Origin of the sequence: Pseudomonas sp. NMI760_13, assembly GCF_021283245.1 — a bacterium.
Taxonomy (GTDB): Bacteria; Pseudomonadota; Gammaproteobacteria; order Pseudomonadales; family Pseudomonadaceae; genus Aquipseudomonas; species Aquipseudomonas peradeniyensis.
The window spans coordinates 96555-116609 of the sequence record NZ_JAJSRC010000010.1; the positions used below are offsets into that span (position 1 = coordinate 96555).

15 protein-coding genes are annotated in these 20055 nt (G+C 65.1%); 7 read left to right on the plus strand and 8 right to left on the minus strand.

What is annotated here, in order from left to right; genetic code table 11:
• Window positions 1-14: 14 nt before the first annotated feature.
• The 5 genes from LU671_RS13230 to rloA form a co-directional block, all read right to left on the minus strand.
• A complete protein-coding gene (locus LU671_RS13230; RefSeq protein ID WP_050705067.1) occupies window positions 15-749 on the minus strand; it encodes a phosphoadenylyl-sulfate reductase in 735 nt (244 codons plus the stop codon).
• Between the two features lie 207 nt (window positions 750-956).
• A complete protein-coding gene (gene pabB, locus LU671_RS13235) occupies window positions 957-2300 on the minus strand; it encodes an aminodeoxychorismate synthase component I (protein ID WP_232855877.1) in 1344 nt (447 codons plus the stop codon).
• A gap of 234 nt (window positions 2301-2534) precedes the next feature.
• Entirely contained in the window at window positions 2535-3515 is a 981-nt protein-coding gene (locus LU671_RS13240) for an alpha-L-glutamate ligase-like protein (protein WP_028692610.1), read from the minus strand.
• Window positions 3515-5050 carry an osmotic stress tolerance membrane protein RloB gene (gene rloB / locus LU671_RS13245; protein ID WP_232855878.1) on the minus strand — a complete coding sequence of 512 codons (1536 nt, stop codon included), beginning with the start codon at window positions 5048-5050 and terminating at the stop codon, window positions 3515-3517. Before rloB ends, LU671_RS13240 begins: the two co-directional genes overlap by 1 nt.
• 5 nt (window positions 5051-5055) lie before the next feature.
• A complete protein-coding gene (rloA, locus tag LU671_RS13250; protein ID WP_110738108.1) occupies window positions 5056-5592 on the minus strand; it encodes a retropepsin-like aspartic peptidase RloA in 537 nt (178 codons plus the stop codon).
• Window positions 5593-5877: 285 nt separating this feature from the next.
• Between rloA and LU671_RS13255 the strand changes: the two genes are divergently transcribed.
• The 6 genes from LU671_RS13255 (at window position 5878) to prpD (ending at window position 14508) form a co-directional block, all read left to right on the plus strand.
• A complete protein-coding gene (locus LU671_RS13255; protein WP_203647361.1) occupies window positions 5878-6594 on the plus strand; it encodes a GntR family transcriptional regulator in 717 nt (238 codons plus the stop codon).
• Window positions 6591-7481, plus strand: coding sequence for a methylisocitrate lyase (prpB, locus tag LU671_RS13260; RefSeq protein ID WP_232855879.1), 891 nt, complete (start codon window positions 6591-6593; stop codon window positions 7479-7481). The genes LU671_RS13255 and prpB overlap by 4 nt, the downstream gene beginning before the upstream one ends.
• A gap of 161 nt (window positions 7482-7642) precedes the next feature.
• A complete protein-coding gene (gene prpC / locus LU671_RS13265) occupies window positions 7643-8770 on the plus strand; it encodes a bifunctional 2-methylcitrate synthase/citrate synthase (RefSeq protein WP_203647359.1) in 1128 nt (375 codons plus the stop codon).
• A gap of 165 nt (window positions 8771-8935) precedes the next feature.
• Window positions 8936-11524: a Fe/S-dependent 2-methylisocitrate dehydratase AcnD gene (acnD, locus tag LU671_RS13270; RefSeq protein ID WP_232855880.1), complete on the plus strand. Its 2589-nt coding sequence runs from the start codon at window positions 8936-8938 to the stop codon at window positions 11522-11524.
• Window positions 11525-11674: 150 nt separating this feature from the next.
• On the plus strand, window positions 11675-12865 hold the full coding sequence (prpF, locus tag LU671_RS13275; protein ID WP_232855881.1) for a 2-methylaconitate cis-trans isomerase PrpF: 1191 nt from the start codon (window positions 11675-11677) through the stop codon (window positions 12863-12865).
• A gap of 158 nt (window positions 12866-13023) precedes the next feature.
• Complete coding sequence (prpD, locus tag LU671_RS13280; protein WP_232855882.1) at window positions 13024-14508, plus strand: 2-methylcitrate dehydratase; 1485 nt, start codon at window positions 13024-13026, stop codon at window positions 14506-14508.
• A gap of 181 nt (window positions 14509-14689) precedes the next feature.
• Here prpD and acnB read toward each other — a convergent pair whose 3' ends face one another.
• Window positions 14690-17299, minus strand: a complete 2610-nt coding sequence (gene acnB / locus LU671_RS13285) for a bifunctional aconitate hydratase 2/2-methylisocitrate dehydratase (protein ID WP_203652677.1) — start codon at window positions 17297-17299, stop codon at window positions 14690-14692.
• Window positions 17300-17707: 408 nt separating this feature from the next.
• Here acnB and LU671_RS13290 point away from each other — a divergent pair, with 408 nt between their 5' ends.
• Window positions 17708-18181: a DUF1289 domain-containing protein gene (locus tag LU671_RS13290; RefSeq protein ID WP_232855883.1), complete on the plus strand. Its 474-nt coding sequence runs from the start codon at window positions 17708-17710 to the stop codon at window positions 18179-18181.
• Window positions 18182-18339: 158 nt separating this feature from the next.
• Here the strand turns inward: LU671_RS13290 and queD are convergent, their stop codons facing one another.
• Both queD and LU671_RS13300 read right to left on the minus strand, forming a co-directional pair.
• Window positions 18340-18696, minus strand: a complete 357-nt coding sequence (queD, locus tag LU671_RS13295) for a 6-carboxytetrahydropterin synthase QueD (RefSeq protein WP_011533154.1) — start codon at window positions 18694-18696, stop codon at window positions 18340-18342.
• 53 nt (window positions 18697-18749) lie between these two features.
• Complete coding sequence (locus LU671_RS13300; RefSeq protein WP_232855884.1) at window positions 18750-19829, minus strand: patatin-like phospholipase family protein; 1080 nt, start codon at window positions 19827-19829, stop codon at window positions 18750-18752.
• Window positions 19830-20055: the final 226 nt, after the last annotated feature.

The window sequence follows — 20055 nt, forward strand, 5'->3', positions numbered from 1 at the left end:
CGGCCCCAGCTATTTCAAGCCTTGCTGATCAGGTTGCCGGCGTGCAACCCGCACTCCTTCTGCGTCGACTCTTCCCACCACCAACGCCCTTCGCGCTCGTGCTGGTTCGGCAGCACCGGCCGGGTGCAGGGCTCGCAGCCGATGCTGATGAAACCGCGCTCGTGCAGGCTGTTGTAGGGCAGCTCGAGCATGCGGATGTAGCCCCAGACTTCCTCGCTGGTCATCTGCGCCAGCGGGTTGAACTTGTACAGGGTGCGCTCCGGGGTGGAGAAGGCGCTGTCGATCTCCAGCGCCGCCACCTGGCTGCGGGTGCCGGGGCTCTGGTCGCGGCGCTGGCCGGTGGCCCAGGCGCTGACGGTGGCCAGCTTGCGGCGCAGCGGTTCGATCTTGCGGATGCCGCAGCACTCGCCGTGGCCGTCCTTGTAGAAGCTGAACAGGCCTTTTTCCTTGACGAACGGGTCGAGCTTGTCGCGATCCGGGCTGAGGATCTCGATGGGCAGGTTGTACTGCTCGCGCACCTGGTCGATGAACCGGTAGGTCTCCGGGTGCAGGCGGCCGGTGTCGAGGCTGAACACCTTGACCTGCTTGTTCAGTTTCCAGGCCATGTCCACCAGCACCACATCCTCGGCGCCGCTGAAGGAGATCCACAGGTCATCGCCAAAATGCTCGAAGGCGAGCTTGAGGATCTCCTGCGGGGACTTGCTGGCGTAGGTCGCGGCCAGGGCGGCGACGTCGAAGGGTTGGCTCATCAGGCGGTTTCCATCGGTTGAGTGGCGCTGTGCGCTCGTAGTGGTCAGATGGTAACAAAAAATGGCGGGGCAGACGTTTATCTCAAGGGTTTGTGCTGCCTGCGCGGGCCCTTTCGCGGGTAAACCCGCTCCCACAGGTGTCGAGTGATCCCGGCAGTGGCGCAGGCCTTGTCGGAGCGGGCTTGCCCGCGAAGCAGGCGCCGCCGATCACAAGGCCTGCAGCGTTTCCATCAGCACTCGTACCTTGGCGATCGACTCTTCATATTCGGCCTGCCAGTCCGAGTCGGCCACCACCGCGCCGCCACCCCAGCAACTGACCTGGCCATCCTTGACCAGCAGGCTGCGGATGGCGATGGAACTGTCCATCTCGCCGCGCACATCGACATACAGCAGCGAGCCGCAGTACAGCGCCCGGCGCGCCGGCTCCAGCTCGTCGATGATCTGCATGGCGCGGATCTTCGGGGCGCCGGTGATCGAGCCGCCGGGGAAGCTGCCGGCGATCAGGTCCAGGGCGTCCTTGTCGGCGGCCAGGCGGCCGACCACGCTGCTGACCAGGTGATGAACGTTGGGGTAGCTCTCCAGGCTGAACAGCTCCGGCACCTTCACCGAGCCGGTCTGGCAGGTACGGCCGATGTCGTTGCGCAGCAGGTCGACGATCATCAGGTTTTCCGAGCGGTCCTTGGGGCTGGCCAGCAGCTCGGCGGCGTTGCGCGCGTCCTCGGCCGGGTCGGCGGCGCGTGGGCGGGTGCCTTTGATCGGGCGGGTCTCGACCGCGCCCTGGCTGACGCGGATGAAGCGTTCGGGGGAGAAACTCAGCAGCGCCGTGCCTTCATCCAGCTGCTGGTAGCCGGAAAACGGCGTCGGGCAGGCGGCGCGCAGGGCCTGGTAGGCGTGCCACGGGTCGCCCTGGCAGGGTGCGCGAAAGCGCTGGGTGAGGTTGATCTGGTAGCAGTCGCCGGCCTGGATGTAGCGCTGCACCTGGTCGAACGCCGCCCGGTATTGCTCGGGGCGAAGATCACCGGTCATCGGCGCGAGCAGGTGGAAGTCACCGCTATCGCCCAGGGTGCTGGCCTCGAACAACGTGATGAGCCGTTGCCGCTCGTCCTCGGGCAGGCTTGGGTGGAACACCAGCTGGCTGCTGCACAGCCGATGGTCGGACACCAGTGCCCAGGCATACAGCCCCAGCCGGGCGTCGGGCAGGCCAAGGTCGTCGACCGCATGCGTCGGCAGCTGCTCCAGGCGCCGGCCGAAGTCGTAGCTCAGGTAGCCGATCAGGCCGCCGGCGAACGGCAGCTCGATGCCCTCGGGCAGTTGTGCCGTCCCCAGGTCGGCCAGGGCCTGGCGCAGGCGCTGCAGGTAGTCGCGACCGTCTTCCTCGGGGCGTGCCTGCAACTGCTGCAGCGGCCAGGCGCTGAGCAGGTCGTAGCGGCCGCGTTCGGCGCCTGGGCGGGCGCTGTCGAGCAGGGTCGCGCCGGGCGCGCGGCGCAGGCGTTCGAAGTAGAAGGCAGGGTCGGGCTGGTAGGGCAGGGGGTGGAGCGTACAGGTCGGCATCAGGATGGACGGCGATGAACAAGCGAGGTGGGCGATTGTAGACCCGTGGGGGGAATGCGCCTAGCGCTGGCAACGACATTCGCCATCCGGATTTGCGCAATCCCCCTGTAGGAGCGGCCTTGCGCCGCGAAAGGGCTGCAAGGCAGCCCCCGGGATTTCCGCGTTGATGCAGAGATTGTCGGGGCCGCTTTGCGGCCCTTTCGCGGCACAAGGCCGCTCCTACATGGAGCGCGGTTACAGTGGGTTGACGTGCCCGAACAGCCCTTGCGAGACCTTCACGCGCTGCTCGGCATCCTCGCTGCGACCTTCCTTGGCCAACATCTCCAGGTGCGCCTCGATGGCGTGGGTGCGCTGGGTCAGGCCGCAGTCGTTGGCGATCTGGATGTTCAGGCCGGGGCGGGCGTTGAGCTCGAGGATCAGCGGGCCCTTGTCCTGGTCCAGGACCATGTCCACGCCGATGTAGCCCAGGCCGCACAGCTCGTAGCAGCTGGCGGCGAGCTTCATGAAACCGTCCCAGTTCGGCAGTTGCACGCCGTCCACCGCGTTGGTGGTGTCCGGGTGCTTGCTGATGATCTTGTTCAGCCAGGTGCCGCGCAGGGTCAGGCCGGTGGCCAGGTCCACGCCCACGCCGATGGCGCCTTGGTGCAGGTTGGCCTTGCCGCCGGACTGGCGGGTCGGCAGGCGCAGCATGGCCATCACCGGGTAGCCCATCAGCACGATGATGCGGATGTCCGGCACGCCTTCGTAGCTGATGCTCTTGAAGATCTGGTCCGGGGTGACCCGGTACTCGATCAGCGCGCGGTCGCGGTGCCCGCCCAGCGAGTACAGGCCGGTGAGGATGCTGGAGATCTGGTGCTCGATTTCCTCGTGGCTGATGATCTTGCCCGAGACCGTGCGGTAGCGGTCCTCGAAGCGGTCGGCGATCACCAGGATACCGTCACCGCCGGCGCCCTGGGCCGGCTTGATGACGAAGTCGCTGCGTCCGCCGATGATCTCGTCGAGTTTCTCGATCTGCTTCTCGGTTTCGATGATGCCGTACATCTCCGGCACATGGATGCCGGCCGCCAGGGCGCGCTCCTTGGTGATGATCTTGTCGTCGACGATCGGGTACAGGTGGCGCTTGTTGTACTTCAACACGTAGTCCGCGTTGCGCCGGTTGATACCCATGATGCCCCGGGCCTCCAGGGCTTTCCACGTCTTGATCAGGCCAAACATCAGGCGTCAGCCTTCTTCAGGAATGCCTTGAAGCGCACGAGCTCGGTCAGGCGGTAGCCGCGGTAGCGACCCATCGCCAGCATGAAGCCCACCAGGATCAGCAGCACCGCCGGGAAGGTGAAGACGAAGTACACCGCTTCCGGCACGGTCATCAGCAGGTGCGCGATAGAGGCGGCGAACAGGGTGCCGACGGCCACTTTCATGGCATGGCCGCCGCCACGCTCTTCCCAGGTGATCGACAGGCGCTCGATGGTCATGGTCAGGATCACCATCGGGAACAGTGCCACCGACAGGCCGCGCTCCAGGCCCAGCTTGTGGCTGAACAGGCTGATGGCCGCGATCAGCACCACGACGAAGGTCAGCACCACCGACAGGCGTGGCAGCATTTGCAGTTTCAGGTGTTCCAGGTACGAGCGCAACGACAGGCCCAGGGCGGTGATCACCGTGAACAGGATGATGCCGAAGCCCAGCTGGGTCTCGCGGAAGGCCAGGGCGATCAGCACCGGGGTGAAGGTACCCAGGGTCTGGATGCCGATCAGGTTGCGCAGCACCAGGATCACCAGTACGCCGATCGGGATCATCACCATGATCATGAAGGTCTGCTGGGTCTGCAGCGGCAAGCCGTACAGCGAGTACTCGAGGAAGTCGGCGTCGGTGTTCTCGTCGGTCAGCTTGGCCAGGCGGATGGCGTTCATCTCGCTGTTGTTCATGCTGAAGGTGACGTTGGCTTTCTTGCCACCATCGACGGTGATCAGGTTGTCGTCGCCGGTCCACCACAGCAGGCGGTCACTGGGCAGACCCTGCTCGCCGGTCTCCGGGTTGAAGTACAGCCAGTCGTTGCCATTGAAGCTGCGCAGCCACAGTTCGGGGCTCTGCGGGGTGTCGGCCACCAGGCGGATGGTGTGGACCTTCTCCAGTGGCACGTGGGCAATGGACAGCAGCAGGTCGATGATCTGGGCTTTTTTCATGGGCGAATTGTCGCCGGCCAGCAGCAGCTTGGCGTTGTCGTCGCTGGCATTGTTGACCCGCTTGATGGTTTCGCTGACGAAGGTCTCGACGTCGGCCGAGTGCTGGCGGATCGGTGCCATCAGCGCTTCGGCGGCGATCTTCTCCGGGCCCTCGACGGCCAGGCTGTCGCGGAAGGTCGGGCCCTTGATCTTGGTCTTTTCGTTGCTGTAGCGCTTGGTCAGCACCAGCCGGTAGTAGAGGGTCTGGTTGCCGCTGGCGCGACGGGCCGACCAGGTCACCTTGCGGTTGCCGTCGGCGCGGTTGACGCTGACCCCGTAGTTGTTGGAGATGAAGCTCTCGTTGAGGCTCACGTAGTCACGGTTCAGCGGGGGCACGAACATCTGCACCTTGACCGGATCCTTGGCGCTGGCGACGAACTCGACCTTGGCGTCGATGTTCCACAGGTCGTCGGTCTCGTCCTCGGTCACCGGGATGCCGAGGGCGAAGATCTGGTAGGCCGTGATCGCGATGCCCAGCACTACCAGGACGGTGATCAGGACTTTCAGATGGAGGGTAAGAGAGCGCATCGGAATTACTCTGCTTTGGGAGCTTCGGTGGCGCAGGCAGGTTTGCCGGCCGCGTATTTAAGGCTTGGGTCGACCAGCGCACCGAAGTGCTTGAGGGCCTCGGAACCGATCAGCAGCGGGAACTGGAAGGCGCTGCGGTCGGTGAGGTTGACCTCGATGGTGCGTCGTGTCTGGCCCATGCAGATGTCGAGTTCGATGACCGGGCGGGCAGTGTAGGCCTTGCCCGAGTCGGCATCATAGTCCCCGGCGCGGCGCTTGATCTTGCTGACGCGGGCCAGGGGGCGTTCGATGGGGTGCTTGTGCGCGGCGTCGATGGCCAGGTAGAAGCGCACCCAGCTCTCGCCGTTGCGCTTGAAACGCTTGATGTCGCGGGCGCTGAGCGAGGCGGTCTTGGCGCCGGTGTCGAGCTTGGCCGCCACTTCCAGGTCTAGGTCGCCCAGGCGGGCGTATTCGTTCAGGCCGTACACGGTCTTCTCGGCCGCGGGCGCGAGCGCCGGCAGCAGGGTCAGGCAGAGCAGCAATAAAGCGGGTTTGAGTCTCATAGTCCTGGCGCGGTGCTGTGCAGGTTTCAGGGCAAGGCGACTGGCCAAGCGTCCTCATTGATCTGTCAACAACATGAAATGATGACAGACACACTATCCATGCTCCCGAAGGAGCGCGGCATTCTATCACGCCGGTGTGTTGACGCCAGCGCGCCCGCGATCTGACCGCATCAGCGCGGGGTAAGTTCGTTATTAGACGATTGTCGACAATATTCTTTTTGTCTTTGACTCCACTTCTCTATTTGGCTAGTTTTGGCGTCACTGATTTTGAAGGTGTCGACAATCATGCTGGACACAGCCCCGGCCACCACGCTGCCCCACGACGAGACCGAGACCCTCTCGGAGCACGTCTTCCGGCGCATCCAGGCCGCCATCGTCAAGGGCGAGATCGCCCCTGGCAGCAAGATCTCCGAGCCGGAGCTGGCGCGCACCTACGGCATCAGCCGCGGCCCGCTGCGCGAGGCGATTCACCGCCTGGAGGGCCAGCGCCTGCTGGTGCGCGTGCCCCATGTCGGCGCCCGGGTGGTGTCGCTCAGCCATGCCGAGCTGATCGAACTGTACGAAATCCGCGAATCCCTTGAAGGCATGGCCTGCCGACTGGCCGCCGAGCGCATGAGCCAGGCGGCCATCGACGAGCTGCGCCACGTGCTCGACACCCACGAGCGCGACGCCGCGTTCCAGGCCGGGCAGGGCTACTACCAGCAGGAAGGCGACTACGACTTCCACTACCGGATCATCCAGGGCAGCGGCAACCAGACCCTCTACAAGATGCTCTGCGGCGAGCTGTACCAGCTGGTGCGCATGTACCGCATCCAGTTCTCCAGCACGCCCAACCGTCCGCGCCAGGCCTTCGCCGAGCACCACCGCATCCTCGATGCCATCGAAGCTCGCGACGGCGAACTGGCAGAACTCCTGATGCGTCGCCACATCGGCGCATCCAAACGCAATATCGAGCGCCACTACCAAGGTGCCGACAACAATAGCCCACGAGGTGAGTCATGACAGTGAAGAGCACGCCCGGCCAGCGTTTCCGTGACGCGGTCGCCGCCGAACATCCGCTGCAGGTGGTCGGGACCATCAACGCCAACCACGCCTTGCTGGCCAAGCGCGCCGGTTTCAAGGCCATCTACCTGTCCGGCGGCGGTGTCGCCGCCGGCTCCCTGGGCCTGCCGGACCTGGGCATCAGCGGCCTGGACGACGTGCTCACCGACGTACGGCGCATCACCGACGTCTGCGACCTGCCGCTGCTGGTGGATGTCGACACCGGTTTCGGCGCCTCGGCCTTCAACGTCGCCCGCACCGTCAAGTCGATGAGCAAGTTCGGCGCTGCCGCCATTCATATCGAGGACCAGGTCGGCGCCAAGCGTTGCGGCCACCGCCCGAACAAGGAGATCGTCTCGCAGCAGGAGATGGTCGACCGCATCAAGGCCGCCGTCGACGCCCGTACTGACGACAGCTTCGTGATCATGGCGCGCACCGACGCGCTGGCAGTGGAGGGCCTGAACGCCGCCCTGGACCGCGCCGCCGCCTGCGTCGAGGCCGGCGCCGACATGATCTTCCCGGAAGCCATCACCGAGCTTTCGATGTACAAGACCTTCGCCGACCGGGTGAAGGCGCCGATCCTGGCCAACATCACCGAATTCGGCGCCACGCCGCTGTACACCACCGAGGAACTGGCCTCGGTCGACGTGTCGCTGGTGCTGTACCCGCTGTCGGCCTTCCGCGCCATGAACAAGGCGGCCGAGAACGTCTACACCGCGCTGCGCCGCGACGGCACCCAGAAGAACGTGATCGACACCATGCAGACCCGCATGGAGCTCTACGATGCCATCGGCTACCACGCCTTCGAGCAGAGCCTCGATGCGTTGTTCGCGCAGAAAAAAGGGTAAATGAATACCTGTGCCGGCCTCTTCGCGGGTAAACCCGCTCCCACAGGTCTCAGAGATTGCGCCAAACCTGTGGGAGCGGGTTTACCCGCGAAGAGGCCGGCACAGGCAAACCGATTAGCCAGAAAAGACTTCGATAACAAATTCAAGAAAGGAGAAACACCATGGCCGAAGCAAAAGTACTCAGTGGCGCGGGCCTGCGTGGCCAGGTGGCGGGCCAGACCGCGCTGTCGACCGTCGGCCAGGCCGGCGCCGGCCTGACCTACCGCGGCTATGACGTGCGCGACCTGGCCGCCGGCGCCGAGTTCGAGGAAGTCGCCTACCTGCTGCTGTACGGCGAGCTGCCGAGCAAGGCCGAGCTTGCCGACTACAAGCGCAAGCTCAAGGGTCTGCGCGACCTGCCGCAAGCGCTGAAGGAAGTGCTTGAGCGCATCCCGCGCGACGCCCACCCGATGGACGTGATGCGCACCGGCTGCTCGGTGCTCGGCACCCTGGAACCGGAACTGACCTTCGACGCCCAGCGCGAGAAGACCGACCGTCTGCTGGCGCTGTTCCCGGCGGTGATGTGCTACTGGTACCGCTTCACCCACCACGGCGTGCGCATCGACTGCACCAGCGACGAGGACACCCTCGGCGGCCACTTCCTGCACCTGCTGCACGGCAAGAAACCGAGCGCGCTGCACGTCAAGGTGATGAACGTCTCGCTGATCCTCTACGCCGAGCACGAGTTCAACGCCTCGACCTTCACCGCCCGGGTCTGCGCCTCGACCCTGTCCGACCTGTACTCCTGCGTGACCGCCGCCATCGGCTCGCTGCGCGGCCCGCTGCACGGCGGCGCCAACGAGGCGGCGATGGAACTGATCGAGCGCTTCCAGACCCCGCAGGAGGCCACCGCCGAGCTGCTGCGCATGCTCGAGCGCAAGGACAAGATCATGGGCTTCGGCCACGCCATCTACAAAGAGTCCGATCCGCGCAACGAGGTGATCAAGGGCTGGGCCAAGCAGCTTGCCGACGAAGTCGGTGACACCGTGCTGTACCCGGTTTCCGAAGCCATCGACAAGACCATGTGGGAACAGAAGCGCCTGTTCCCCAACGCCGATTTCTACCATGCCTCGGCGTACCACTTCATGGGCATCCCGACCAAGCTGTTCACCCCGATCTTCGTCTGCTCGCGCCTGACCGGCTGGGCCGCGCACGTGTTCGAACAGCGCGCCAACAACCGCATCATCCGCCCGAGCGCCGAGTATGTCGGCGTCGAGCAGCGCCAGTTCGTGCCGATCGAGCAGCGTTGAGCTGAAGCCGCTGGGGCTGCCTTGCAGCCCTTTCGCGGCACAAGGCCGCTCCTACAGGGGGCGGCGCAACATCTGTAGGAGCGGCCTTGTGCCGCGAAAGGGGCGCGCAGCGCCCCCCGTGGCCTGACCTGCAGTCCGCATACCGTGACCGAGCCCGATAACGATATGAACACCGCATTCCGCAAGAACCTGCCAGGCACCGCCCTGGACTACTTCGACGCCCGTGCCGCGGTCGAGGCGATCAAGCCCGGCGCCTACGACGGCTTGCCATATACCTCCCGCGTACTGGCCGAAAACCTGGTGCGTCGCTGCGATCCGGCCACCCTCGACGCATCGCTCGAGCAACTGATCGAGCGCAAGCGAGACCTCGATTTCCCCTGGTTCCCGGCCCGCGTGGTGTGCCACGACATCCTTGGCCAGACCGCCCTGGTCGACCTCGCCGGGCTGCGTGACGCCATCGCCGACAAAGGCGGCGACCCGGCCGCGGTCAATCCGGTGGTGCCGGTGCAACTGATCGTCGACCATTCGCTGGCTGTGGAATGCGGTGGCTTCGACCCGCAGGCGTTCGACAAGAACCGCGCCATCGAGGATCGCCGTAATGAAGACCGTTTCCACTTCATCAACTGGACCAAGCAGGCGTTCAAGAACGTCGACGTGATCCAGCCGGGCAACGGCATCATGCACCAGATCAACCTGGAGAAGATGTCGCCGGTGATCCACAACGATCACGGCGTGGCCTACCCGGACACCTGCGTCGGCACCGACAGCCACACCCCGCACGTGGATGCCCTGGGTGTGATAGCCATCGGCGTCGGCGGCCTGGAGGCCGAGAACGTGATGCTCGGCCGCGCCTCGTGGATGCGCCTGCCGGAGATCGTCGGCGTCGAGTTGACCGGTCGCCTGGCGCCGAACATCACCGCTACCGACCTGGTGCTGGCGCTCACCGAGTTCCTGCGCAAGCAGAAGGTGGTCGGCGCATACCTGGAGTTCCACGGTGCCGGCGCCAGCGCGCTGACCCTGGGCGACCGCGCCACCATCTCCAACATGGCCCCGGAATACGGCGCCACTGCGGCGATGTTCGCCATCGACCAGCAGACCATCGACTACCTCAAGCTCACCGGCCGCGATGACCAGCAGGTGCAGCTGGTGGAGACCTACGCCAAGGCCACCGGCCTGTGGGCCGACAGCCTGGCCAAGGCCGAGTACGAGCGTACCCTGAGCTTCGACCTGTCGAGCGTGGTGCGCAACATGGCCGGCCCGTCCAACCCGCACGCCCGGGTGGCCACCAGCGACCTGGCGGCCAAGGGCATCGCCGGCCAGTGGGAAGAAGTGCCGGGGCAGATGCCGGATGGCGCGGTGATCATCGCCGCCATCACCAGCTGCACCAACACCAGCAACCCGCGCAACGTGATCGCCGCCGGCCTGCTGGCGCGCAACGCCAACAAGCTCGGACTGGTCCGCAAGCCATGGGTCAAGTCGTCGCTGGCGCCGGGCTCCAAGGCCGTGCAGCTGTACCTCAAGGAAGCAGGGCTGGAGCAGGAACTGGAGCAACTGGGCTTTGGTATCGTCGCCTTCGCCTGCACCACCTGCAACGGCATGTCCGGCGCGCTGGACCCGGTGATCCAGCAGGAGATCATCGACCGCGACCTGTACGCCACCGCCGTGCTGTCGGGCAACCGCAACTTCGACGGGCGCATCCACCCGTACGCCAAGCAGGCGTTCCTGGCTTCGCCGCCGTTGGTGGTGGCCTATGCCATCGCCGGCACCATCCGCTTCGATATCGAGAAGGATGTGCTGGGCGTGGTCGACGGCAAGGAGATTCGTCTGAAGGATATCTGGCCGAGCGATGAAGAGATCGACGCCGTGGTGCGCGCCTCGGTCAAGCCCGAGCAGTTCCGCCAGGTGTACATCCCGATGTTCACCATCGAGGAGGACAAGGGGCCGAAGGTCGCGCCGCTGTACGACTGGCGCCCGATGAGCACCTACATTCGCCGCCCGCCTTACTGGGAAGGCGCCCTGGCCGGTGAGCGCACCTTGCGCGGCATGCGCCCGCTGGCGGTGCTGCCGGACAACATCACCACCGATCACCTGTCGCCGTCCAACGCCATCATGCTCGACAGCGCCGCGGGTGAGTACCTGGCGAAGATGGGCCTGCCAGAGGAGGACTTCAACTCCTATGCCACCCACCGCGGTGACCACCTGACCGCCCAGCGTGCCACTTTCGCCAACCCCAAGCTGTTCAACGAGATGGTGCGCAAGGACGACGGCAGTGTGAAGCAGGGTTCGCTGGCACGTATCGAGCCGGAAGGCAAGGTGACCCGCATGTGGGAGGCCATCGAGACCTACATGCAGCGCAAGCAGCCGCTGATCATCGTTGCCGGTGCCGACTACGGCCAGGGCTCGTCCCGTGACTGGGCGGCCAAGGGCGTGCGCCTGGCTGGTGTCGAGGCCATCGTCGCCGAAGGCTTCGAGCGTATCCACCGCACCAACCTGGTGGGCATGGGCGTGCTGCCGCTGGAGTTCAAGCCGGGCTCCGACCGCAAGACCCTGGGCCTGGATGGCAGCGAGACGTACGACGTGCTCGGCGAGCGCACGCCGCGGGCGACGCTGACCCTGGTGGTGACGCGACGCAACGGCGAGCGTGTCGAGGTGCCGGTGACCTGCCGCCTGGATACCGCCGAAGAGGTGTCGATCTACGAGGCGGGTGGCGTGTTGCAGCGCTTTGCCCAGGACTTCCTGGAAGGCGCGGCCTGAGTGAGCGGGGCCGCGTTGCGGTCCTTTCGCGGCACAAGGCCGCTCCTACAGAGAGACGCGCTCGCCTGTAGGAGCGGCCTTGTGCCGCGAAAGGGCTGCAACGCAGCCCCAGGGATGTTCGCCGAAACGAAAAGATCAGGAAGCACGACAATGGCCCACGTACCCCAAGTAAAAATCCCCGCCACCTACCTCCGTGGCGGCACCAGCAAAGGCGTGTTCTTCCGCCTCCAGGACCTGCCCGAGCAGGCGCAGATTCCTGGCCCGGCCCGCGACGCCCTGCTGCTGCGGGTGATCGGCAGCCCCGACCCGTACGGCAAGCAGATCGACGGCATGGGCGGCGCCACCTCCAGCACCAGCAAGACAGTGATCCTGTCTAAGAGCATCAAGCCCGACCACGACGTCGACTACCTGTTCGGCCAGGTCTCGATCGACAAAGCCTTCGTCGACTGGAGCGGCAACTGCGGCAACCTGTCCGCCGCGGTCGGCTCGTTCGCCATCAGCAGCGGGCTGGTCGATGCCGCGCGCATTCCGCGCAATGGCATCGCCACCGTGCGGATCTGGCAGGCCAACATCGGCAAGACGATCATCGCCCATGTGCCGATCACCGAAGGCCAGGTGCAGGAAACCGGCGATTTCGAGCTTGACGGCGTGACCTTCCCGGCCGCCGAGGTGCAGCTGGAATTCCTCGACCCGGCCGCCGACGAGGACGGTGACGGCGGGGCGATGTTCCCCACCGGCAACCTGGTCGACGACCTCGAGGTGCCGGGTGTCGGCACCTTCAAGGCGACCCTGATCAATGCCGGCATCCCGACCATTTTCGTCAATGCCGCCGATATCGGCTATACCGGTACCGAGCTGCAGGACGCCATCAATGGCGATGCTGCGGCATTGCAGCGTTTCGAGACCATCCGTGCCCATGGCGCGGTGCGCATGGGGCTGATCGAGCACATCGACCAGGCCGCCGGACGCCAGCACACGCCGAAGGTGGCGTTCGTCGCAGCGCCGACCGGCTATACCTCCTCCAGTGGCAAGGTTGTTGCCGCCGAGGACGTCGACCTGCTGGTGCGCGCGCTGTCGATGGGCAAGCTGCACCACGCGATGATGGGTACCGCGGCGGTCGCGATTGGCACTGCCGCAGCGATCCCGGGGACGTTGGTCAACCTTGCCGCCGGTGGCGGAGAACGAAGTGCCGTGCGTTTCGGCCATCCGTCCGGAACGCTGCGGGTCGGGGCCGAGGCGCGTCAGGTGGACGGGCAGTGGACCGTGACCAAGGCAATCATGAGCCGAAGCGCTCGGGTGCTGATGGAGGGCTGGGTGCGCGTGCCTGGCGATAGTTTCTAAGGCATCAGTGGCGTTCGGCTTTCGTTGGTTGGGGCCGCTTTGCGGCCCTTTCGCGGCACAAGGCCGCTCCTACAGAGGATTGCACTCTCCCTGTAGGAGCGGCCTTGTGCCGCGAAAGGGCTGCAGAGCAGCCCCGGCAATCCAGAAGGGAGCTGTATATGAGCGCAAACGTAGACCTCAACACCCGCCCTGACTACGACCAGGTCCTGCAGACCCTCGCCGACTATGTGCTCGGCTATCGCGTCGATTCCCCCGAAGCCCTCAGCACCGCCCGCCATTGCCTGATGGACACCCTGGGCTGCGGCCTGCTGGCCCTGCGCTTCCCCGAATGCACCAAGCACCTCGGCCCGCTGGTCGAGGGCACCCTCGTTCCCCATGGCGCCCGCGTACCCGGCACCAGCTACCGTCTCGACCCGGTCAAGGCCGCCTGGGATATCGGCTGCATCGTCCGCTGGCTGGACTACAACGACACCTGGCTGGCGGCGGAGTGGGGCCATCCCTCGGACAACCTCGGCGGCATCCTGGCGGTCACCGACCACCTGTCGCAGAAGCGCGTGGCCATCGGCGAGGCGCCCCTGGTCATGCGCGAGGTGCTCGATGCCATGGTCATGGCCCACGAGATCCAGGGCGTGCTGGCGCTGGAGAACTCGTTCAACCGGGTCGGCCTGGACCATGTGCTGCTGGTCAAGGTCGCCTCCACGGCGGTTTGCGCCAGGCTGATGGGCGCCAATCGCGAGCAACTGCTGTCGGCGCTGTCCCACGCCTTCGTCGACGGCCAGGCCCTGCGCACCTACCGCCATGCGCCCAATGCCGGCTCGCGCAAGTCATGGGCGGCGGGGGATGCCTCCAGCCGCGGCGTGCGCCTGGCCGATATCGCCCTGCGCGGCGAGATGGGCGTGCCCGGCGCGCTGACCGCCAGGCAGTGGGGCTTCTACGATGTGTCGTTCAGCCACACCAACAAGGACCTGGCGCTCAAGCCCGAGCCGCTGCGTGAACTGCGCCTGCCGCAGCCGTTGGGCAGCTACGTGATGGAAAATGTGCTGTTCAAGATCAGTTTCCCCGCCGAGTTCCACGCCCAGACCGCCTGCGAAGCCGCGGTGACCCTGCATCCGCAAGTGCGCAACCGCCTGCACGAGATCGACCGGATCGTCATCACCACCCATGAGTCGGCAATCCGCATCATTTCCAAGGAGGGGCCGCTGGCCAACGCCGCAGACCGTGACCACTGCCTGCAGTACATGACAGCCGTGCCGCTGATCTTCGGCGAGCTGGTGGCCGAGCACTACGAGGATGCCTTCCATGCCGCGCACCCGAGCATCGACCGACTGCGCGAGAAGATGGTGATCGTCGAGGAGCTGCGTTTCAGCCGCGAGTACCTGGAGGCCGACAAGCGCTCCATCGCCAATGGCGTGCAGGTGTTCTTCAAGGACGGTTCGCACACCCCCCAGGTGGTGGTGGAGTACCCGATCGGGCATCGGCGGCGGCGGGAGGAGGGGATGCCGTTGCTCGAGGCCAAGTTCAGGGAGAACCTGGCGACGCGGTTTGCGCGGCAGCGTTGTGAGGCGATCCTGGATGTGTGCAAGGATCAGCAGACGCTGGAGGCCATACCGGTGCACAGGTTCGTTGATCTGTTCGTTATCTGAGGCTGCCTGTTCCGGCCTCTTCGCGGCTAAAGCCGCTCCCACAGGTCTATCGTGATCTTGAAGAGTTCGGGTTTCCTGTGGGAGCGGCTTTAGCCGCGAAGAGGCCAGCAAAGCCAACACAAGCCAACAAAAAAGCCCCGGTATCGCTACCGGGGCTTTCGCTTACAACGTACTGCTCAGCTTACGCCTGAACCACCGGGATCTTGGCGTTGGCCGCCGCTTCGCGGAACTCGGCGATCTGGTCGAAGCTCAGGTAGCGGTAAACGTCGGCAGCCATGCTGTCGATGTCTTTCGCGTACTGCATGTACTCTTCGACGGTCGGCAGCTTGCCGATGATCGAAGCCACAGCAGCCAGCTCGGCCGAGGCCAGGTACACGTTGGTGGCGTCGCCCAGACGGTTCGGGAAGTTACGGGTCGAAGTGGAGACCACGGTGGAACCGGTCTGCACACGTGCCTGGTTACCCATGCACAGCGAGCAGCCTGGCATTTCCATGCGCGCGCCAGCCTTGCCGTAGATGCCGTAGTAGCCTTCTTCGGTCAGCTGGTGGGCGTCCATCTTGGTTGGCGGGGCCAGCCACAGACGGGTAGGGATACCGCCCTTGACCTTGTCCAGCAGCTTGCCGGCGGCGCGGAAGTGACCGATGTTGGTCATGCACGAACCGATGAACACTTCGTCGATCTTCTCGCCCTGTACCGAGGACAGCAGGCGGGCATCGTCCGGGTCGTTCGGCGCGCAGAGCACAGGCTCTTTAACGTCGGCCAGGTCGATCTCGATGATCTCGGCGTATTCGGCATCGGCGTCGGCCGACAGCAGCTCAGGCTTGGCCAGCCAGGCTTCCATGGCCTGGGCGCGGCGCTCCAGGGTGCGGGCATCGCCGTAGCCTTCGCCGATCATCCAGCGCAGCAGGGTGATGTTGGACTGCAGGTACTCGGCGATGGCCTTCTCTGGCAGCTTGATGGTGCAACCGGCGGCGGAACGTTCGGCCGAGGCGTCGGACAGCTCGAAAGCTTGCTCGACGGTCAGGTCGTTCAGGCCTTCGATCTCCAGGATGCGGCCGGAGAAGGCGTTCTTCTTGCCTTTCTTCTCGACGGTCAGCAGGCCCTTCTGGATCGCGTAGTAAGGGATGGCATGGACCAGGTCACGCAGGGTGATGCCAGGCTGCAGCTTGCCCTTGAAGCGGACCAGGATCGACTCCGGCATGTCCAGCGGCATGACGCCGGTAGCGGCGGCGAAGGCCACGAGGCCGGAACCGGCCGGGAACGAGATGCCGATCGGGAAGCGGGTGTGCGAGTCGCCACCGGTGCCGACGGTGTCAGGCATCAGCATGCGGTTCAGCCAGCTGTGGATGATGCCGTCGCCCGGGCGCAGCGACACGCCGCCACGGGTGCGGATGAAGTCTGGCAGGGTGTGGTGGGTGGTGACGTCGATCGGCTTCGGATAGGCCGCGGTGTGGCAGAACGACTGCATCACCAGGTCGGCGGAGAAGCCCAGGCACGCCAGGTCTTTCAGCTCGTCGCGGGTCATCGGGCCCGTGGTGTCCTGGGAGCCGACGGTGGTCATCTTCGGCTCGCAGTAGGCACCTGGACGCACGCCCTGGCCTTCCGGCAGGCCGCAGGCGCGACCGACCATCTTCTGCGCCAGGGTGAAGCCCTTGGTCGAAGCGGCTGGCTGCTCGGGTTTCTTGAACAGGTCGGAAGCCCCCAGGCCGAGTTCGGCACGGGCTTTCTCGGTCAGGCCACGGCCAACGATCAGCGGAATACGGCCGCCGGCGCGGACTTCGTCGAGCAGTACTTCGGTCTTCAGCTCGAAGCTGGTGACCAGTTCGTCGCTGCCATGACGGCGTACTTCACCTTTGAACGGGTAGACGTCGATGACGTCGCCCATGCCCAGGTTGGTGCAGTCGAATTCGATCGGCAGGGCGCCGGCGTCTTCCATGGTGTTGTAGAAGATCGGGGCGATCTTGGTGCCGAAGCAGAAACCACCGGCGCGCTTGTTCGGAACAAACGGGATGTCGTCGCCGAAGAACCACAGCACCGAGTTGGTGGCGGACTTACGCGAGGAGCCGGTACCGACCACGTCACCGACGTAGGCAACCGGGAAGCCCTTGGCCTTGACCGCTTCGATCTGGGCCAGCGGGCCGACCGAACCTGGCTGCGAAGGCTCGATGCCGTCGCGGGCCATCTTCAGCATGGCCAGGGCGTGCAGCGGGATGTCAGGGCGCGACCAGGCATCTGGGGCAGGGGACAGGTCGTCGGTGTTGGTTTCGCCAGGCACCTTGAACACGGTCAGGGTGTACTTGTCGGCGATTGCCGGACGGCTGGTGAACCACTCACCGGCAGCCCAGGACTCCAGCACGGCCTTGGCGTGGGCGTTGCCCGCCTTGGCTTTTTCGGCCACATCGTGGAAGGCATCGAACATCAGCAGGGTGTGCTTGAGCTGTTCGGCCGCGACGGCGCCCAGTTCGGCGTCGTCCAGCAGCGCGACCAGCGTTTCGATGTTGTAGCCGCCCTGCATGGTGCCGAGCAGCTCGGTGGCGTGCTTGCGGTCGATCAGCGGGGACTTGGTTTCACCCTTGGCGACGGCGGAGAGGAAAGCGGCCTTGACGTAGGCGGCTTCGTCGACTCCTGGCGGAACGCGGTTGGTGATCAGGTCTACGAGGAAGGCTTCTTCGCCGGCCGGCGGGTTTTTCAGCAGCTCGACCAGGCCTGCAGTTTGTTCGGCGTTCAGCGGCTGGGGCACGATACCCAGAGCGGCACGCTCTTCGATGTGTTTGCGGTAGGCTTCAAGCACAGTTATTACCCTCATCAGTGGTCCCTAAAGGGAGTCCGGGACGCTCATCCAGCATTCCATGCACCCATGCGCTCAAGACGGCTTTTTGAGCCGGCAAGCCAGGGTCGCAGAGAATCCTTACAGAAGCTGCTTTCAAAGTTTTACGCCTGTAGAACGGAAGGCTGATGAGGGGTTGGCCCTGGCCATGCGCGCTTGCATGGACAGGGCCAACGCCGTTCTACCGGATGAACTGTGCTCGTGACGCTTTGAAAACAGCTTCCAACGGACATTGTTGCCTTGAAAAGGCGGAGTGATTCTACGGCAAAAATAAGCCGAAAGTAAGGCGGCGAAGATGACTTTAACGGGTGACCCTGGTTAGACAAAGGGCTAACATGAACCGGTGTTCCACCGCCAAGCCGTTGTTTCTACATGTCCAACCAATCCATCAAGACCCCTTGCGTCGGCCTGTGCTCCACGGTCTACGGCGACCTGGTGTGCCGCGGCTGCAAGCGCTTTCACCACGAAGTGATCCACTGGAACGGCTACGACGACGAGCAGAAGCGCGCCGTGTGGCTGCGCCTGGAGCAACTGCTGGTGCAGGTGATGATGGCCAAGCTGGAAGTGTTCGACAAAGAGCTGCTGCGCCAGCAGCTGGAGCAGCGCTCGATCCGTTTCGTGGCGCAGCAGTCGGAGTATTGCTGGGCGTATCAGCTGATCGCCCGTGGGGCGCGGATGATTCGTGATCTGGAGGCGTACGGGATGGCGCTGCTGCCGGAGTTCCGCGACTGGGACCTGCCGCAGCTGCGTGATGCCATCGACCGGGAATTCTTCCTGTTGTCGGAGGCGCATTACCAGCGCTATATCGCGCCGAGCTTTCTGCGTGATGCCCTGGATCGCGGGTAGGACTGAAGCCCTGGGGTGATCGTGCTGGCCTCTTCGCGGGTAAATCGCAGCGGCGAACCGCCGCTCCCACAGGTACGCCACAGTTTTTGAAGTCTGTGCCGAACCTGTGGGAGCGGCGGTTCGCCGCTGCGATTTACCCGCGAAAAGGCCGGTGCAGATCAGTCGCCGGTGTACTCGCACCCGCTGGTGCAGGTCTCGTGGATGCGCACCTTCGACAGCTCCGGCAGCAGCGGCTTGACCTGCTCCCAGATCCACTTGGCGATCACTTCACTGGTGGGGTTTTCCAGGCCGGGAATATCGTTCAGGTAGTTGTGGTCCAGTTGCTCGTAGATCGGCTTGAAGATCGCCTTGATCTCCGAGAAATCGCGGATCCAGCCGGTGTGCGGATCGAGCGGGCCGGTCAGGTGCAGGGCGACCTTGAACGAGTGGCCATGCAGGCGACCACACTTGTGGCCGGCAGGGACGTTGGGCAGGCGGTGAGCCGATTCGAAGGTAAATTCCTTAAAGATTTCCACGCTGGCATAACTCTGTGTGAATCAACGATGCGCGCAGTCTACCAGCATGCCCGCTACAAGGCTTGCAACCGATCCTGCAACCGCTCGGTGGCGATCAGTTCCAGCAGCTCGTCGCCCAGGCGTCGGCTTTCGGCCATGGCCTGGTACCAGTAGCGCCTGCGGCCCGGCGCATCACCCATGAAACGCTTGAAGTCGTTGCGGTCCGGCAGCTTGCCGTAGGGCAGGGCGGCCAGGTATTGCGGCGACGGGGTCATCAGCAGCACGTTCTGCAGGCGCGTGGCATCGCCCTTGCGCCAGGGCAGGGCCTTGTCGAACCAGCCGGGCACCACTTTGTCGGTGAAGTGCGGGTAGAGCACCAGGTCGTCGCCCTGGTAGGGCAGGTCCAGGTGATAGTCGAGCAGGCCGCCGTCGCGGTAGGTGCCGGCCCCGGCGCCGGGGATGTCGCGCACGCCTTCCATGACCATGGGGATCGAGCCCGAGGCGAGCAGGGCGTGGCGCAGGTTGGCCAGGTCCAGCGGCAGGCTGCGCGACGGGAAGTCGGTCAGTGGCTCCAGTGGCGGCGCGGCGCGTTGGTCGTGGAGGATGACCCGCTCGAAATGCCGGCCCAGGCGCGCGCGCCCCAGCAGGTTGCTGGCGATCACCGAGGACAGGCCCATGCCCAGGCGGCCGCGGTGGTCGTGGGCGAGCTGGCCATGGCTCTTCACCACCAGGATGTTCAGGCGGTAGTGCGGGTTGGCCAGGACCTGCCCGTCGCGGCCCTGCAGCAGGTCGTCGAGCATGCGCTGGCAGCTCTGGCTGATCGCTTTCGGCGTCACGCCCTTGGCGAAGTCCTGCTCGGTGTACAGCTCGCCCAGGCGGCGGATGCCGGCGACCGGGTCGTCGAGGCAGGCGCTGGCGAAGCGCCAGGCACCGATCGAGGCGCCGATCAGCGCACGCTGGCGCGGCGCGCTGGGCAGCCATTCACCGAACAGCGCCAGGTCCAGGCCCTGGATCCCCAGTGGCTTGGGGCCACCGGCGGCGCCCGGCAGCACACCGACATCTTCGGCCCGCAGGCCGCGCTCGCGGATCTGCCGCAGGGCACGCTGGCCGGCCTTGAAGGTCAGGGCGGGGTACTTGATGTGGATGGCGCTCATGGCGGGGTCTCGGGTGGGGCAGGCGGGCAGTATAGAGTGTATCGCTGGGCTGGACGTACACATCCCCCTGTAGGAGCGGCCTTGTGCCGCGAAAGGGCTGCAAAGCAGCCCCGGCGATCTTTGCATCAACGCTGAAATCCCGGGGCTGCTTTGCAGCCCTTTCGCGGCACAAGGCCGCTCCTACAAAGGGACAGCGTACGGGCTCATATGAGCTGCGCTATCATGC

What these genes read in the sequence shown, in the direction of transcription:
- LU671_RS13240 (WP_028692610.1), bottom strand. Translation starts at nt 3,515, where the DNA reads ATGTTTGGCCTGATCAAGACGTGGAAAGCCCTGGAGGCCCGGGGCATC.
- prpD (WP_232855882.1), top strand. Translation starts at nt 13,024, where the DNA reads ATGAGCGCAAACGTAGACCTCAACACCCGCCCTGACTACGACCAGGTC.
- LU671_RS13290 (WP_232855883.1), top strand. Translation starts at nt 17,708, where the DNA reads ATGTCCAACCAATCCATCAAGACCCCTTGCGTCGGCCTGTGCTCCACG.
- rloB (WP_232855878.1), bottom strand. Translation starts at nt 5,050, where the DNA reads ATGCGCTCTCTTACCCTCCATCTGAAAGTCCTGATCACCGTCCTGGTA.
- acnD (WP_232855880.1), top strand. Translation starts at nt 8,936, where the DNA reads ATGAACACCGCATTCCGCAAGAACCTGCCAGGCACCGCCCTGGACTAC.
- prpB (WP_232855879.1), top strand. Translation starts at nt 6,591, where the DNA reads ATGACAGTGAAGAGCACGCCCGGCCAGCGTTTCCGTGACGCGGTCGCC.
- rloA (WP_110738108.1), bottom strand. Translation starts at nt 5,592, where the DNA reads ATGAGACTCAAACCCGCTTTATTGCTGCTCTGCCTGACCCTGCTGCCG.
- LU671_RS13300 (WP_232855884.1), bottom strand. Translation starts at nt 19,829, where the DNA reads ATGAGCGCCATCCACATCAAGTACCCCGCCCTGACCTTCAAGGCCGGC.
- LU671_RS13230 (WP_050705067.1), bottom strand. Translation starts at nt 749, where the DNA reads ATGAGCCAACCCTTCGACGTCGCCGCCCTGGCCGCGACCTACGCCAGC.
- LU671_RS13255 (WP_203647361.1), top strand. Translation starts at nt 5,878, where the DNA reads ATGCTGGACACAGCCCCGGCCACCACGCTGCCCCACGACGAGACCGAG.
- prpC (WP_203647359.1), top strand. Translation starts at nt 7,643, where the DNA reads ATGGCCGAAGCAAAAGTACTCAGTGGCGCGGGCCTGCGTGGCCAGGTG.
- prpF (WP_232855881.1), top strand. Translation starts at nt 11,675, where the DNA reads ATGGCCCACGTACCCCAAGTAAAAATCCCCGCCACCTACCTCCGTGGC.
- pabB (WP_232855877.1), bottom strand. Translation starts at nt 2,300, where the DNA reads ATGCCGACCTGTACGCTCCACCCCCTGCCCTACCAGCCCGACCCTGCC.